10 protein-coding genes are annotated in these 17,512 nt (G+C 34.9%); 6 read left to right on the top strand and 4 right to left on the bottom strand.

All coding sequences use genetic code 11. The annotated features are described in order from the left end of the window. Positions 1-86: 86 nt before the first annotated feature. Positions 87-449, top strand: coding sequence for a YxeA family protein (locus RBB48_RS07420; RefSeq protein ID WP_000779928.1), 363 nt, complete (start codon positions 87-89; stop codon positions 447-449). A 25-nt stretch (positions 450-474) separates the two neighbouring features. Here the strand turns inward: RBB48_RS07420 and RBB48_RS07415 are convergent, their stop codons facing one another. Continuing rightward, entirely contained in the window at positions 475-1,461 is a 987-nt protein-coding gene (locus RBB48_RS07415; RefSeq protein WP_088065046.1) for a S66 family peptidase, read from the bottom strand. Between the two features lie 202 nt (positions 1,462-1,663). Between RBB48_RS07415 and RBB48_RS07410 the strand changes: the two genes are divergently transcribed. From RBB48_RS07410 to RBB48_RS07390, 5 genes are all read left to right on the top strand, one after another. Next, positions 1,664-2,101: a YwiB family protein gene (locus tag RBB48_RS07410; RefSeq protein WP_000414868.1), complete on the top strand. Its 438-nt coding sequence runs from the start codon at positions 1,664-1,666 to the stop codon at positions 2,099-2,101. Next, on the top strand, positions 2,101-3,771 hold the full coding sequence (argS, locus tag RBB48_RS07405; RefSeq protein ID WP_088065045.1) for an arginine--tRNA ligase: 1,671 nt from the start codon (positions 2,101-2,103) through the stop codon (positions 3,769-3,771). Before RBB48_RS07410 ends, argS begins: the two co-directional genes overlap by 1 nt. Before the next feature lie 323 nt (positions 3,772-4,094). Then, positions 4,095-4,622 carry an RNA polymerase sigma factor gene (locus tag RBB48_RS07400; protein ID WP_088065044.1) on the top strand — a complete coding sequence of 176 codons (528 nt, stop codon included), beginning with the start codon at positions 4,095-4,097 and terminating at the stop codon, positions 4,620-4,622. Next, the gene (locus RBB48_RS07395; RefSeq protein WP_087983725.1) at positions 4,609-4,923 is read left to right on the top strand and encodes an anti-sigma factor; all 315 of its coding nucleotides are present in this window, start codon (positions 4,609-4,611) and stop codon (positions 4,921-4,923) included. The genes RBB48_RS07400 and RBB48_RS07395 overlap by 14 nt, the downstream gene beginning before the upstream one ends. Continuing rightward, positions 4,907-5,578: an anti-sigma factor gene (locus RBB48_RS07390; RefSeq protein ID WP_088065043.1), complete on the top strand. Its 672-nt coding sequence runs from the start codon at positions 4,907-4,909 to the stop codon at positions 5,576-5,578. Before RBB48_RS07395 ends, RBB48_RS07390 begins: the two co-directional genes overlap by 17 nt. A 25-nt stretch (positions 5,579-5,603) precedes the next feature. On the opposite strand, the gene RBB48_RS07385 is transcribed toward RBB48_RS07390, so the two are convergent. From RBB48_RS07385 to RBB48_RS07375, 3 genes are all read right to left on the bottom strand, one after another. Next, entirely contained in the window at positions 5,604-5,978 is a 375-nt protein-coding gene (locus tag RBB48_RS07385; RefSeq protein ID WP_088065042.1) for a hypothetical protein, read from the bottom strand. Positions 5,979-6,125: 147 nt separating this feature from the next. Next, on the bottom strand, positions 6,126-7,526 hold the full coding sequence (locus tag RBB48_RS07380) for a M28 family metallopeptidase (RefSeq protein WP_000749138.1): 1,401 nt from the start codon (positions 7,524-7,526) through the stop codon (positions 6,126-6,128). Positions 7,527-8,015: 489 nt separating this feature from the next. Then, the gene (locus RBB48_RS07375) at positions 8,016-16,778 is read right to left on the bottom strand and encodes a SpaA isopeptide-forming pilin-related protein (protein WP_306007495.1); all 8,763 of its coding nucleotides are present in this window, start codon (positions 16,776-16,778) and stop codon (positions 8,016-8,018) included. Between the last annotated feature and the right edge of the window lie 734 nt (positions 16,779-17,512).

The following is a 17,512-nucleotide window of genomic DNA, read 5'->3' as shown; positions in this document are numbered from 1 at the left end:
CAATAGAGTATGGTATGCCTTTTTCCGTATAATACAGGTATAGACATAAGATTAGTGAGAAAGAAGTGCAAACAGGAGGCGCATGTATGAAATTGGTAATTAAAGTTTTAGCTGTATTCGCCATTATTTTAGGTGGAACAGCGTACTATTTAAACACGAAAACAGAAGGTGTGCATGCTTTTGTAGACAACTTCTTTTCAAATAAAGAAATACAAGATTATTATGCGGTTATAAATAAAGGTGAGAAAAAAGACGGTGAATACTTGTATACATTTAAAGGGTATACAGAAGACGGAAAGTTACAAGTTGTGAAAAGAATGATGAACCGTGAATTGCATACGGGGGCGTTTATAAAAATTTATGCAAAAGGTATGCAAGGAAAAGGATGGGCTGAAATCCCAAAAGAATCAATTCCGCAAAAAGCGTTGGAAAAAATAGAAAAACCGTAAAAGGAGCGAATCGTTCGCTCCTTTTTTAGTGCGTTAAAATGGTAATAGCTGAATTCTCTTTATTAGAAATGATTTTTGCACGTCCACCAATTGGGAAAGTGAAAATCGGGGTTGTATGCCCGAAATTTGCGTTTGCAATGATAGGTATATGTGTAAGTTCAGGCTTTGAAGCAATCATTTCTTGAATGTCTTCTATCGTACATTCTGCACCTTTTTGCATCTTTCCTATAACGATGCCTTTTACATGTTCAAAGTCAGGTTGCTGCATAAGAGAATGTAAATAACGATCAAAAGTGTTAAGGGTAGCTTTTCCAGTTAAACTATCCTCCTCAAGAAATAATATTTTCCCCTGTAAGTTTGGCATATATGGTGTACCTTGTAGTAAATTCAATGTGCTCATATTACCACCGATAATCTCTCCAGTTGCTTCGCCTTCATGAATCGAAATATAACCTTCATTTGTAATGAATTCTCGATTTTCCTGATCTATATACCAAGAATCATCGCTCCACGTTTCAGATGGCAGGACTTCAATAGGCTTATTAGAAGTTAAGCATTGTAAAAAGTAATTAGTCGTATATTCGAGACCTTTCTTCATTCCAAATGAAGAGAAATGGGGTCCTGAATATGTAATAAGTCCTGTTTTTGTGTAAATTGCATTATTTAAAGCGGTAATATCAGAATAGCCACAGAAAAATTTCGAGTTTTCTCGAATTAAATCATAATCGAGATGTTTCAATAAACCATTAGAGTTGTATCCGCCAAGTGTTGTCAAAATGGCTTTTACATTAGGGTCTCTAAATGCCTCGTGAAGGTCTTGAACGCGTGAAGAAATAGAAGAGGAAGCAAATTGATCTATCTCATCAGCATATGTTGAGAATGTAACTTGAAAGCCCATGTCAGTTAATCTTTTTACAGCAAGCTTTCTGTTTTCAGTTGAGACAATACTTAAGCTGCAAGATGGTGAAATAACTCTAATTTCATCACCCTTTTTTAATTTTGTCGGTAGCACATAACTCACCTCTTTAAATGAAAGAATATTTAGATTTAAAAAATATTTTATCATATGAAATAAAGTGAAAGTGAATTATTTTTTGAAATGGAGTTTTCCTGATTTTTCAGCAGACAGACAGAGGTTTTTTTTGATATGATAGGAAAAGTGATTTATTATAAGTAGTATTTAATATCTATAACATTTGAAAGGTGTGCAAGACGTGGAGAAACAACTTGCAGGCTTGCCGGTACACGTTCATTTCGTAACAGAAATCCGTGAAGGGGCGAGGAAGGAAACCGTTGCTTTTGAAGCAAATGGTCAATACTATGTAAAAGGTCAAGGTACATATGTAACATTCCAAGAGCCGAACGAACAGGGCGAAGTGAAAACAATTATTAAAATTCAAGATGAACAAGTTCTCATTATGCGTTCAGGTGCTGTTTCAATGCGTCAAACGCATGTGAAAGGTGAATGGACAACTGGTACGTATACGAGTGAACTTGGTACGTTTGCATTGCAAACGAAAACTGATAACGTTCTTTTTAAATGGTCGGATGAAAAGAAAAAAGGACAACTCTTCTTAACGTACGCATTGCTTCTAAGTGAACAAGAAGCTGGCAGATATACAATTACACTTAATTTGAAGGAGGCAAAATAATGAATTCTTTAGAACAAGTAAAAGGATTAATTAAAGAAGAAATTCAAGCTGCTGTATTAAAGGCAGAATTAGCGACAGAAGAACAGATTCCAAACGTTGTATTAGAATCTCCAAAAGATAAAACAAATGGTGACTTCTCTACAAATATGGCAATGCAACTTGCACGCGTTGCGAAAAAAGCACCTCGTATGATTGCAGAAGAATTAGTTGCAAACTTCGATAAAGCAAAAGCTTCTATTGAAAAAATTGAAATCGCAGGACCTGGCTTCATTAACTTCTACATGGATAATAGCTACTTAACAGACTTAATCCCAACAATCGTTAACGCTGGCGAAGCTTACGGTGAAACGAATACTGGTAAAGGTGAAAAAGTACAAATTGAGTTCGTATCTGCGAACCCAACAGGTGATCTTCACTTAGGACATGCACGTGGTGCGGCAGTAGGTGACACTTTATGTAACGTATTAGCAAAAGCAGGATACGATGTATCTCGTGAGTACTACATTAATGACGCTGGTAACCAAATTCATAACTTAGCTCTTTCTGTTGAAGCTCGTTACATGCAAGCTTTAGGCCTAGAGAAAGAAATGCCAGAAGACGGATACCATGGTGCGGACATCATTGGAATCGGTAAGCGTTTAGCTGAAGATTTTGGCGATCGTTATGCAAAAGCTGATGCTGAAGAAAGCTATGAGTTCTATCGTTCATACGGTTTAAAATATGAATTAGCAAAACTTCAAAAAGACTTAGAAAGCTTCCGTGTTAAGTTCGATGTATGGTTCTCAGAAACATCATTATACAAAAACGGAAAAATCGATGCTGCACTTGCAGTATTAAAAGAGCGTGACGAGATCTTTGAAGAAGGCGGTGCAACTTGGTTCCGTTCTATGACTTACGGTGACGACAAAAACCGTGTATTAATTAAAAACGACGGTTCTTACACATACTTAACGCCAGATATCGCTTACCATCGTGATAAATTAGAGCGTGGTTTCGATAAGTTAATCAACATTTGGGGTGCTGACCACCACGGTTACATTCCTCGTATGAAAGCGGCTATTCAAGCACTTGGTTACGATAAAGAAACACTTGAAGTAGAAATCATCCAAATGGTACAACTGTACCAAAATGGTGAAAAAATGAAGATGAGTAAGCGTACAGGTAAAGCAGTTACACTTCGTGAGCTTATGGAAGAAGTAGGCGTGGACGCAATGCGTTACTTCTTCGCAATGCGTAGCGGTGATTCTCATTTAGACTTCGATATGGACTTAGCTGTATCAAAATCTAATGAAAACCCAGTATACTATGCACAGTATGCTCATGCTCGCGTATGCAGTATTCTTCGTCAAGGTGAAGAGTTAGGATTAGCTGCAGGCGGAGACGTGAATTACAAGCTTGTTACTTCGGAGAAAGAAGTAGAGTTACTGAAAAAACTTGGTGAATTCCCAGCTGTAGTTGCGGATGCAGCGCAAAAACGTCTGCCACACCGCATTACAAGCTATGCATTTGAATTAGCAGCAGCATTACACAGCTTCTACAATGCAGAAAAAGTATTAAACCAAGACAACTTAGAATTAAGTAAAGCTCGCTATGAGTTAATGAAAGCAGTACGCACTACACTTCAAAATGCATTAGCAATCGTAGGAGTATCTGCACCAGAAAAAATGTAATAAAGAAAAGCGGAGCCGACTGTTTAGCCCCGAAGGCTAAGGTTCTTTCCCACAGAAGATGCTTTTTATCTTCTTGTGGGGAAGGTTCTTAGACAGAAGGGGCTAGGAGGCAGAGCTGGACAATAAAGAAAAGCAGAAGCGACTCGTTCAGAATAGGAGGAAGGCGCGAAGCCACCGAGTATTCTAACCGATTTTTCGTTTTCAGTAAAAGGCAATCACACGATGTTGTGATTGCCTTTTTGTATGGAGATAATAAAAAAATAAAATTTTATCAAACAAAAGGAGAATTTGCGTCGTCTTATATAAATGAAAGGAGGTTTAAGATGGAAGAAAAGGTAGAAGAATTAATTGATATATATAAGCAGCAAATATATTCCTTATGCTATAAATTAGCGAAAACGAAAGAAGATGCAGAAGATATTTTTCAAGAGACTTGGATAAAAGTTTTTTCCTCTAGGCACCAGCTTTCTTGCGTGGAAAATTATAAAAAATGGATTACTACAATTTGTGTTCGTACGTTTTATGACTTTTATCGTAAGAAGAAAAGGTGGAAAGATCGCGTATTGGATTTGTTTCATAAAGAGGATGGTGGAGAAATCGATTTCGCAGATGAAGTGAATATATCAGAAGAATTTATTCAAAAAGTGGAATCGGAAATGATACGTGAAGTTATACAGCTATTGAATGAAAAATATAAAACCGTGCTCGTACTCTACTATTATGAACAATACTCTTATAAAGAAATGAGCGAAATATTAAATATACCGATTGGTACGGTGAAATACCGCCTTAATTATGCGAAGAAGCAAATGCGGGAACATTTGGAGGGGTTTGTTTATGACGGAAGATAAGTTTGATCAGAAGATAAGAAGCAGCTTAGCTGAAGACACCATTCCAAGCGGAGAGCTGATAAATAAAACGAAACAGAGCGTACGAAATGCTCGGAAATTAGAGAAAAGATGGGTTGTTTGTATTCATGCTATTTGGATTATTTTATTAACAGTTGTTATGGAGCAGTTTGTCACTCATTTGAATCATAAAGTCCCTATGTTGATAGCAAGTGTGATTATGATGCATCTATACGTTCCTATATATGTTGTCATACAGTCATTTTTAAAGAAGGAGTATAAATTACATGATAGAGTTCGCTAATCCATTTGTAGTATTTGAGATAGCTGGGATTACAATGCTTTTAACTTTTATAGCACTTTTAGTATGTGTAGCATCATGGGTGTATACAGATGCGAAAACGCTTGGAATAAGTAAGTGGTGGAGTGTTATAGCGATTGTATTACCATTTTTTATTGGAGTTTTGTTATATATGATACGAAGAAGTAACAAGAAAATAGAAGGAGAACATACGATGAAGGCTATGAAAAAACAAAAGATAACATTAGTTGTCATATTTGCAAGTACGATGTTTGTATTACTGAGCGGCTTTGCTTTCGTTCAAACGTTAGATGATATGTGGAGAGCTGGTGATATATATTTAGAAAATGAGAAGCAAGGGGAGAACGGTTACGAGGCAAAATTCTCATCATGGGATATTACTGGGAAAGATATTGAACTTGAGTATGAAAAAGATACAGAAGTAACATTTTCTTATGAGACAGATGCAAAACGTGGGAATTTATGTTTTAGCTTGTATGAAAGGCAAGGAGAAGGTATAAGAGAGTTAAAAGAGATCTGTGAATCGAAAAAAGGTACTTTCAAAGCTACATTAAAGGCAAATGAAAAGTATGTATTTAATATAAGTGGTGTAATGGTGAAAGATGGTTTTGTAAAAGTGAATTGGGAAATAAAATAAAGGGCCTTGAGAAAGGCCCTTTATTTTATTGGATTGTATACGTAACGGAAAAGCTAACAGGACTATAGTAAACGAAAGGTGCGTGAAATTGAACATACATATTTCCATCTGTTTTTGCAGTGAAAATTCGGCCGTAACCATCAGAATAGCGCCCGATAAGGTTATGATTTGAGTCATAAACACTGTAACTAGGAGTTTTACTGTTAGGTTGAATTGTTAGTTCCTGTCCTTTTTGAAGGAAAATAGGTTCTTGTTCAGAACTACTTCCAGTTTGCAAAGAATAAAATTTTGTAAAGCTTTGTTCTTGAGTGGCAGCAGCGACTTTTGTTTCAGGAATAAAAGCGGTAGCGCCAGTAATTCCTGCTAAAGTTAAAGCACTGGCTAAAATAATTTTTTTCATAGTAGAAAAAGCCTCCTTATTAGTTGTAATCATTTTTGTTACAATTAATATTGTATAGGATAATGAGCAGGAGGAAATATGCTTTTATGCATATAAATATTTTCTCAATAAAAGACCACCGATAAAAATCAGTGGTCTTTTAAATGATTAAGCAGCTTTCTGTTCAGTTTGAGCAACAGATTTTTGAAGTGTATTATAAACTCCTGTCCCGATAACTTCTAATGCCATTTTCATACGTTCAGGCGAAATGTTTTCTAACACATTATCTTGAGGCGTATGGTATACCTTCTCAATATGATAGATTAATGGATTCCAACTATCGACACCCATCCAAATAAATAGGGCGGCAGGAATACCAACTTCAGCAAATGGCACGTGATCACTAGAGCCGAATTTCCCTTGCAGTACGAGGTCATTATTTAATTGTTTACCTGCTTGTAAGGCTGCGTCTGTTACAAGGTTTGGAGAACCGTTAGGCGTCATAGCATATAAATTCTTTGCTTTATCGTAATTTGTTGCAACCATGTCTGCGTTAAAGACACCTAAAATTCGATCACGTTCTTTTTGGGATAGACTATTAACGTAATAATCGGAGCCAAGTAAGCCAGTCTCTTCAGAACCAAAAGCAATAAAACGAATTTCTTTATCAGTTTCTACATTTTGAAAAGCACGAGCTAATTCTAATACTAATCCTGTACCAGAAGCATTATCGTTTGCTCCAGGTGCTCCAACGACACTATCATAGTGCGAACTTACAACGACAGCTTTTTCATTACCTGTACTATTTTTTGGTTTCTTTTTAGCGATGACATTAAGTGATGTTAAGTTAGATTCATGTCTCGCTTTTAGAGAAAGAAGAGTGGTCCCTTTTTTAGCGATTTCCTCTTTAAATGCATTTCCTTGTGCATAAGCAAGACCAAAGACAGGGATAGACTGCTTTTTCGTTAGGCGGGGATTGAAGGTTTGTCCATAATTTCCGCGTCCGCCAATTAAACTGTATAAAAGGACACCTTTTGCTCCTTTGCTAACAGCATTTTCAACTTGTTTATTATAGTCTGCAACTGTTGTTCCTCTTTCAAATAGAACAATTTTTCCGTTTACTTCATTTGGGATATCCTCTAATTTTGTTCCACCTTGAACAAAGATAAGAGGAGCTGTAACAGCTTCTGTAGAAATTAGTGCGTTAGGGGCAGCACCGGCTTGCCAATTACGCTTTGTGGATAATGGTGATTCAATAAATCCAACGTATTGATCCGGTACTTGAAATGGTTGATATTCTACTTCATAGCCCATTGATTTAAGCTGCATACCAACGTAGCGAGAAGCCCATTCTTCTGATTTTGTCCCACCAGGGCGAGGACCAATTGTTTCGGATAAGAAACGGATGTGTTCGATAGCGCGGCTTGCATCAACTTGTTTTGTGATAGGTGAAGTCTGTGTGATTTCTGACGTGGAATCAGCTTTGGCTTGTCCAATTGGAGCTAAGCTAACAGCGAGTGATACAGCAAGCAAAGAGCTTACTATTTTTTGTTTCAAAGATTTTTTCATTTTTTCCTCTCCTATTCTTCTATTCTCTCTGACTGACAAAAGAAGACGGATAACGACTTTATTTTACCGTCATCTTCATTATTTTTCAATATTCTGACATTGAGAAATGAAAAACGCTATATGCATATTTGCATATTTTTGATGGAGATATGTATGCTATCATTTTAAATGAAGGTTCGCTTTCTGCTTGGAAAGCTCCTACATTGCATGAATCTAGTGTACCCAAACTTTAGATTATGTAGAGAAAAGAATCCTATAGGATTTCTTTTCTCATGTTTGAATCATGTGATGATAAATATGTTTCCGCATTTCATACTTATTATCAGTGATATATGTAAGGCATCCATATGAAAATACGAGGCTGTTCAAAGGTTTTCCGTACTTTTGGGCAGCCTCACCCCGTTAAAAGGACGATACTCTATGTATCGTCCTTTTTTGGCATAAAAAAACACCTAATCAAATGTTCACTTGATTAGGTGTGAAAAACTATTAATAATATTTTTTTCGTTTTGTAGCTAAAATACTTAACAAACCAGCTAGTAGAAGTACGATGCCTACTGTTTGAGTAGGATCATTTTTGTGACCTGTATTTGGAAGTTCTTTACCCTTATTTCGGTCATCTTGCTGTTTGTTTATTTGTGTGTCAGGGTTTTCTTTTTCTAGTTCTTCAGAAGTTCCTTTACCATGTGTGTCAGGATTTCCTTTTTCTAGTTCTTCAGAAGTTTCTTTCCCCGTTTCCTCTTCTTTATTAGGAGGAGTAATTGGTTTATCATCTCCACCGGATGAAGAATCGATTTTTTTATTTGAAACTGTAATTTGTAGTGGTGCAGCTTGAGCTTTTTCAATTGTAAAGTTTATTGGTGATGCATCTAATTGATAGCCTTTAGGAGCCTTTGTTTCCACTAATTGATAATTACCAGGTTTCAAATCATTTACGATTAATTTACCATGCCCGTCTGTTTGTAAACCTTCTCGTACTACTTTTCCGTCGTGATCTAAAATATTGAAAATGGCACCTTCAAGTGTTCCATGGTGATCAATATCAATTTTAGTTAACTCCATTGAACCTGTTGTTAAACTATTTAAAGCTGTAACAGAAGTAACTTGAGATTGTCCTTTCGTAATTGTGAAAGGAATTGGCTTAGCACTTAAATCGTATCCAATAGGAGCCTTCGTTTCAACGAACTGATAGTCTCCCGGACGTAAATCAGAAACAGAAATTTTGCCATCTTTATCAGTAGTTAAATCAGTGCGAACATCAAGTCCGTTATGATCAACAATTTTAAAGATAGCTCCTTCAAGAGTAGAGTTGTCAACGTCGTCAAGCTTAATTAATTCGACTGAACCTTTAGTTAAGCTGTTAGTAGCAGTAACAGAAGCTTTAGCTGTTTGACTCTTTTCAACAGTAAACTTGATAGGATTTTGATTTAAGTCGTAATGCTTAGGAGCCTTCGTTTCAACGAACTGATAGTCTCCTGGACGTAAATCAGAAACAGAAATTTTGCCGTCTTTATCAGTAGTTAAATCAGTGCGAACATCAAGTCCGTTATGATCAACAATTTTAAAGATAGCTCCTTCAAGAGAAGTACCGTCGACGTCGTCGACTTTAGTTAATTCTACAGCACCCTCAGTTAAGCTATTTGTAGCAGTAACTTGGAGCTTTTCTTTTTGGCTTTTCTTAATTGTAAACTTAATAGGTGTACTATCTAATTTATAGTGTTCAGGAGCTTTCGTTTCAACAAACTGATAGTCCCCAGGACGTAAATCAGAAACAGAAATTTTTCCATGTACATCTGTTGTAAGCTCAGTACGAATGTCGTTACCATTCAGATCAGTAATTTTAAATACCGCATCTTTAAGAGCAGTACCATCTACATCATCCACTTTAGAAAGTTCCACAGCGCCTTTCGTTAAGCTATTTGTAGCTGTAACGGAGATAGGATCAGCTTGGCTCTTTGTAATTGTGAATGGAATTGGCTCTTTGTTTAAATCGTAGTGTTTCGGAGCCGTTGTCTCGATGAATTGATAATCACCAGGACGTAGGTCAGAAACGCTAATTTTACCTTGTTGATTCGTAACAAGATTTTTGTGAATTACAGTACCATTCATATCCACAATTTTAAATACTGCGCCTTCAAGAGTAGTGCCATCGACGTCATCCACTTTAGAAAGTTCCACGCCGCCTTTTGTTAAACTATTTTTCATAGTAACGGTAGCAATATCTTTTTGGCTTTTTTCAATTGTAAATATAATTGGTTTTTTGTCTAAATCATAGTGTTCAGGAGCCGTTATTTCAACGAATTGATACGTACCAGGACGTAAGTTTTCGATAACGATTTTACCTTCACTGTTTGTTTTTAAATCTGTTTTAAGTACTTTGCCATCTTGATCTAGTAAATTAAATACCGCATCGGCAAGTTTTGTTTGAGTGTTTAAATCATCAACTTTAAGTAATTCGATACTACCTTGTTTTAAGCTATTTGTAGCAGTTAAAGAAATAGCTTTCTTCTGTCCTTTTTCAATAGTGAATTTGATTGGTGTTTCATCTAAAACGTAATGCTTAGGAGCTTTCGTTTCGATAAATTGGTAATCACCAGGACGTAGGTCGTTAATTTCGATTATTCCTTGTTCATTTGTAACAAGGTCTTTATGAACTACATCACCGTTCATATTAACAATTTTAAATACTGCATCTTTAAGAACAGTGCCATCAACATCATCTACTTTAGAAAGTTTAACTGCACCCTTTATTAAAGCATTTGTAGCAGTGACATGAAGAGTTTCAGTTTGGCTCTTTTTAATTGTAAATACGATAGGTTTTTTATCTAAATCGTAATGTTCAGGAGCAATTGTTTCAACGAATTGATACGTACCAGGACGTAGGTTTTCAACAACAATTTTACCTTCATCATTTGTTTTTAAGCCTTCTTCAACTAGCTCTCCGTCTGCATCTAATAAATTAAATACGGCGTTAGCAAGTTTTGTATTTATATCAATATCGTCAATCTTTGTTAGTTCAACGCTACCGTTTTTCAAAGCATTTTTGCCTGTAACATTGATCTCTTTCGTTTGACTTCTTTCAATTGTAAATGGAATTGTTGTTTCATCTAATACATAGTGCTCAGGAGCTTTTGTTTCAATGAACTGATAGTCTCCAGGGCGTAAATCAGAAACAGAAATTTTTCCGTTTTTATCTGTAACAAGATTCGTATGAACTTCCTTACCGTTCATATCAACAATTTTAAAGATTGCACCTTCAAGCATCGTACGATCGATGTCATCGATTTTTGTTAATGTTACTGCACCTTTCTTTAAACTATTAGTAGCGGTAACAGTAATATTCTCTTTTTGACTTTTTTCGATAGTGAACGGAATAGGGTCTTTGCTTAAGGTATAGTCTTTTGGAGCTTTTACTTCAACAAATTGATAGTCTCCAGGACGTAAATCAGAAACAGAAATTTTTCCGTTTTTATCAGTCGTTAAACCTTTTCGAATTACTTTTTTAGTATCATGAGCGTCAACAATTATAAATTCTGCACCTTCAAGAGTAGTGCCATCAACATCATCAACTTTTGTTAAAGTGACGCCACCTGTAAGTAAACTATTTTTTACAGTAACAGGGAGAGGAAGATCTTTCTTACTACCTTTTTTAATTGTGAACTTAATAGGTGTTTTGTCTAATTTATAATGTTCAGGGGCTTTTGTTTCGATAAATTGATAATCCCCTGGTGCTAAATCAGGAATAACTAATACTCCGTAATCATCTGTTGTTAAATCTTTCATAATTTCTTTGCCAGTTGCGTCTTGTAATGTGAATACAGCGCCGGCAAGAGCTTTCGCGCTCTCCACGTCATCTTCTTTAATTAATTTGACCTTTCCTCTCGTCAAACTATTTTTGAAAGTAATAGGGATGAGCTTTTGTTGGCTCTTTTCAATCGTAAATTCGATTGGTTCTTCATTTACATCGTAATAAGTAGGAGCCTTCGTCTCGATTAGCTTATAATTACCCGGACGTAAGTCTTGTACTACTAATTTACCGTCTTTATCAGTAGTAAGTTCCGTACGAACATCCTCACCTTTGTCATTAACAATTTTAAATACTGCACCTTCAAGGGTTTCCTTAGCATTTACAGAATCAACTTTTGTTAATTCAATACCGCCTTTTATTAAGCTATTAGTAGCTGTAACGTTAATAGCAGTCGCTTGGCTCTCCTTAATTGTAAATTCAATCGGTGTTTTATTTAAGGTATAATGCTCAGGAGCTTTCATTTCGATAAATTTATAGTTACCTGGACGTAAACCAGTAGCAATAATTTTACCTTCCTGATTCGTAACTAATTCTGTACGGACATCTTCATTTTTGTTATTAACAATTTTGAATACGGCGCCTGTAAGTACAGTGCCATCAGTATCATCGAGTTTTGTTAGTTCAACATCGCCTGGTAGTAGACCATTTTCAGCTGTAATAACAATCGGTGTTTTTTGACCTTTCTCAATTGTAAATTCAATTGGTGTTGATAGCAGTTCATAATGTTCAGGAGCTTTCGTTTCAATAAATTTGTATTTGCCTGGACGTAAGTCAGAAGCTTTAACAGTTCCGTTTGTATCGGTAGTTAATTCTGTACGAACGTCTTCGTTCTTATCATTCACGATTTTGAACATAGCTCCAGCAAGAGGAGTCTTTTTATCAAATTCGTCGACTTTTAATAGCTCAACAGCACCTGTTGTTAAACTGTTTTTTGCAGTAATTGAGATAATGCTTGTTTGACTTTTCTCGATTGTAAACGGAATTGGTTCTTTATTTAAGTCATAGTATTTAGGTGGTGTTGTTTCAATAAATTGATAATCACCAGGATCTAAATCTTTAACGGTCAAAGTTCCATCTTTTTCTGTTTTTAAGTTTGTACGGACATCTTCATTTTTGTCGTTAACAATTTTGAATACGGCACCTTCAAGGGTAGTGTCATCAATATCATCCACTTTTGTTAACGTAACGCCACCTTTAATTAAAGAGTTTTTTGCTGTAATAGAAGCGGCTGTAGTTTGGCTTTTTTCTATTTCAAATAGAATAGGCGTTTTGTCTAATTCATAATGCTCAGGAGCTTTTGTTTCGACAAACTGGTATTTACCCGGACGTAAATCTTTTGCTTCTATTTGTCCATGTTCATTTGTTGTTAATTTCTCATATCCAGGAATATTTTTTCCGTTGCGATCCTGAACAGTAAACTCTGCCCCTGCTAAAGTTTTATTATAATTATCCACTTTTGTTAAAAGAGCAGATCCTTTAGTTAAACTATTTGTCGCAGTTTGGTTTACTACTGTTGTTTGATCTTCAGAGATAGTAAACGGAATAAGTTTGCTATCTAATTGATAATGCTCAGGAGCCTTCGTTTCTTGTAAGTAGTAAGTTCCTGGTTTTAGTTTATCTATAATAATTTGTCCGTTATTATTTGTTGTTAATTTTTCATGTTCTGGAATTATTTTTTTGTCTTTATCTAGTAGTGTGAAAACGGCGCCTTGTAGTGTTGCGTTTTTGTTCAGGTCATCAGATTTTGTTAAAACTACTTTCCCGACAAACTTCTTATTTGCAAGTTTATATGTTGTAGTCTCTTGTGTACCAAGTTCAACAATTTTCCCTTGTTTTAAATCCCAGCTAATTACATAGCCTTCAGGAGCATTTGTTTCTTTTAATAAATATTTATCGCGTTTTAAATTATTAAATTTAGCGATACCGTCTTTGTCTGTTGTAATTTTACGGATAACAGTTTTACCTGTACGATCGTATAAAGTAAATTCTGCCCCAGCTAATAGTACGTTCTTATTGTCGTTATCTACCTTTATAATTTCAAGGTTTCCACGACCTTTAGTAGCAGATCCTCCGCCTGAACCAGAAGACATTCTCACTTCAATCGTTTCAGTAGTTTCTGTGTTTTTAACTGTCAACTTATTGCCTGTGATTTTTGCTTTATTACTTACTTTTTCTTTATCGTCTGCATTAATAAGTGAGCGATATTCTAAAATATAAGCTCGATCAATTTTTTTCAAGAAGGCAATTTCGAAATGTTGCTTTCCGGTATTATTGTCTGTTGTTATTTTGAGTTTATAGTCTGTTCCTTCTTTTAATTCGTTTACTGTATCTTTTGTTAAATTTCCATATGGATCAACAGTTGTAGGATATAAGTGGAATGAATCTTCCACAATTACCTGATTTTCGGTGGGGTCATCTGTTACAACCGCATCTGCAATGGTTGATTGGCTTTCGTTAATTGCAATACTCCAATTAATATAGTTGTCGTCTTGCACAGCTTTTTTAGTAACGAAGCTGCCACCTTTATTTACTTGAGTGTCACCTGTAAGGGTGTTTACAATTTTAGAGCCATCGTTTAAATCTGCCTCGTTTTTGTAGGTGCCTTGGATAAGTTCACCATCAAGGCTTGTTTTAAAGATAATATAGTAAGGTGAATTAATTGATTGTTTGAAATGAACCTTTAGGGTGTTTTTATTTTTCTCTGTAGGTTCTTCAAGTTCATATTTCTCAGTTGGTACAGCATTACCAGGTTGTGCATTATCAGGATTTCCATTTAAAATCATATCGCGCACTTCAATGGATCCAGGCACTAACTTTTGTTTATCTTGTATTACGTCTATAACATAAGGATCTTTAATCTCAACATTATTATAGTTAAAGCCTATTATCCAAGTAATTTCCTTCGTTTGGGCGTTATAAGAACCGTATTTATAACCATTTGCCTTTGTGAAAGTATCAGGATCGAAATTAGCTTCAACTTTATTTGATTGTGGATTAGAATCCGTATCTATCCAAGATAGGTTACCTGTGTTTTTAAATGAAGTTTTACCACTTTCTAGCTTTGTATAATCAAAGTCTGTCGTATATTTTACGACTAATGTCTTTGTCATATTAGACTGATACGTACCTATAAGAGTAATTTTGAATCCTTTATCTGTTGCATCTAAAACATAGTCAGTCCCAGCTTGAAGGGTATAATTTCCGTCTTTAATTTCTAGTTTCTTATCTTTTAATTGTAATCCACCATGATCAAAGGTGTCCGTAATGATCGCGTTGTTTAATGGATAGTTGTTATTATTTACTATAATTGTCCAAGTTGTTGTTTTGTCTTTATAATTTGTTTCAGCTTTATTATTAGATTTAATAATATTTTGCTGCTTGAAGCTAGCTTCATTTTCTTTACTTGAATCATTATCAGCTGTAACTTTATTTTTTACTTTTCCATCTTCTATAACTTTATTAGTTGGCTTGGTTTTATAGGTAATCACATAAGCACTATTAATATCATCATTAAACTGTAAATCGAATCCATTCTTCTTGTTACTTACAGTGTAATTATTAACAGCGTCTCCTGTTACAAGCGTTCCTTTTTCATTATATGAAGCGTTTTTCACAACAATAGAATTTGCATCTAGTTCGTGTGTATCGTCAAAAATATCTTTTAAAATCGCATCAGCTTTTTTGATCTCTCTTTGATCACCATTGTAAGTAATTGTCCACTCAATTGTTTGCGTCTTTGGATCATATTTACTTGTTTTATTTAAGTGTGTACCACGAGAAACCGTTACAGTAGAGCTTGCGTTTTGTTGCTTTTGATTATCACTCGTTATCGTAACGTTATTTCGGAAACTTTTAATATTTTCATCAGTAATTTTTGTGGCATATTCGATTTGATATGCTTTATTGATAGAATCTTTGAAAGCAATCTCCAATTTTGAGCCATCTGATGAAATAATATTGTAAACTGTTGGCTCAGCTTCTGCACCACGCGTTACATTCCCATTAACATCAACTTCTAAATAATAAACTTTAATAGAATCTTTATTTAAGCTTGTACCTTGTGGAATGTTATCTTTAAAAACAGCGTTTTTAAGAGTGTCTTTCGTTTTGTTCATTTCTACTTTCCAATTAATTTCATTTGTATTAATTGGTCTATCAGGTAACCCTTTTTTATTCGTAGCTGTTTGTACATTAGGCTTAAAGTCAACTGTAATAGAAACATCCTTATCTTTAATCGGGAAAGGAATTTCTTGTGTTGTTGTACCTTTAATTTCAGCTTTATTAAATTCTGTCTTTAATTGTAGGTTACCAGCAACATCTGGATGCTCTTCAACATAATCGTTGAATGTCATCGTGACTTTTCCATCTTTTGTAACAGTAAAATTACCAATTTGATTGTTTTCACTATCATATAAAGGACTGTTAATTGTATTGTAAATCTTAAAATGTTTAGGAAGATCAAAAATATAGTAATCTCCACTTTTCACATTCATTGATTTTAAAAGTTCCCATGTAAACTCAATATTGGCAGGGGAATCTGTACTTGGACGGTTATCCTCTGTAAATGGTTTTCCGTCTTTATCCGTCAGCTTTACACCGGTTAAAATGTTTGTTGTTATTTGCTTTGGACCTGAATTTGTATTCTCAGCAGGGGCGCTTGCTAGCTTTCGTTCTGGATTGTCAGTAGCAATTTTAGCTGCTGGGTTTTGTTCCGGATTATCGGTAACAGGTTTAGTTGCTGGGTTTTGTTCCGGATTATCAGTAACAGGTTTAGTTGCTGGGTTTTGTTCCGGATTATCAGTAACAGGTTTAGTTGCTGGATCTTGCTCCGGATTGTCAGTAACAGGTTTAGCTACTGGATCTTGCACTGGTTTATTAGTATCCTGTTTGGTGCCAGCTTCTTTAGAGTCTTCTACCTGAACAGGAACTGATATAGGCTGAACCATTGTTCCTAAAGGAAAAGCGATTTGAACTGATTTTTCCCCAGTTTTTAAAGTTGAGTTAAACACAGTATCAACTTTAATTTTTCCTTTAGCGTCTTTCAAATTTTCTACTTGATCATTAAATATTAATTTTAATTTATTATCTTTAGCTGTTATAAAATATTGACCAATATTTTTTTGATCTGTTACTAAATCCCCTTGCAAATCTTTAGGTACTTTTAATGCAAGTGGTATTTGAACTACTGCTGTATCATTTGCGTGTGCAACTTGTTGATCCTTTATTGACCAAGCGTATTCTACTTGAATGGTTGATCCTATCTTTACTAAGTTGTTAGGATTTTTTGCTTCGTCAATAATATGATTCGTTGCATCTTTCATTTCAACAGTGTCAAATAAGGAATCTCCTGTTAAGGTTTCCGCTCTTACTTGATTGTATGGAAAACTAGCAAGTTGCGAAAATAGTACGAATACAATTAAACATACATTGAAAAGTTTTTTCATTTTTCCTCCTCTGAACATTCATTTGTCCATTGGGGACTTATTCCACATGAACAAATGGAATATTAAAAGTATTTGTTATAAGCTATTTATTTTTGGTTATCCCTCCGTTTCTATACGCGTTCTCAGACAAACAGGATTATGTTCAAAGTAATATTATTTAACGTAAAACAAAATGTATATTTACACAGTTCTGTGGAAATATACACAATTCGACAAAAAATGTCGAAAAAAATACTGATATAAAGAATGATATCAGACCTTTATATGTGAGATAGTTTTCATGTATATCTAGTAAAAAAGAATGGTTATAAAGGTAAGTTTTACGATACATACTAACCAAGGTAGTGTATCCCTTTGTGAAGGCTTATTTTTGCCTTAAAGTTATGTGGAAATAAAAATCTAGATAGGGTTGGTTTTGGTCAGAATGAAGACAATATGTACTTTGAAATTAGTCATTTATTTTGTCTAAAGAGAGTTGTGCGATTAGTGGACCGAAGTTGAAAGATGATAGTTTCTTACATTGTTAGAGAAATATAAGGATTACAGAATATTCGACTAACACGTTACTACGGTCATTTTTGAGACTGTTTAAACAATAAGAAAGAAGGTGTTTTCCTCCTTAGTTACAATATCTTTTTAGTAAAGATAAGCTTAAGTAACCTCCGCTAAAGATTATATACTTAAATGATAAAGAGTTCAACAATAGTTCACATATTTTCCCAAAAACAAAAACG

This window comes from Bacillus sp. MMSF_3353 (assembly GCF_030733445.1).
GTDB classification, from domain to species: domain Bacteria; phylum Bacillota; class Bacilli; order Bacillales; family Bacillaceae_G; genus Bacillus_A; species Bacillus_A wiedmannii.
The sequence above is the reverse complement of the archived record's forward strand: the minus strand, read 5'-3'. Positions and strand labels throughout refer to the sequence as shown.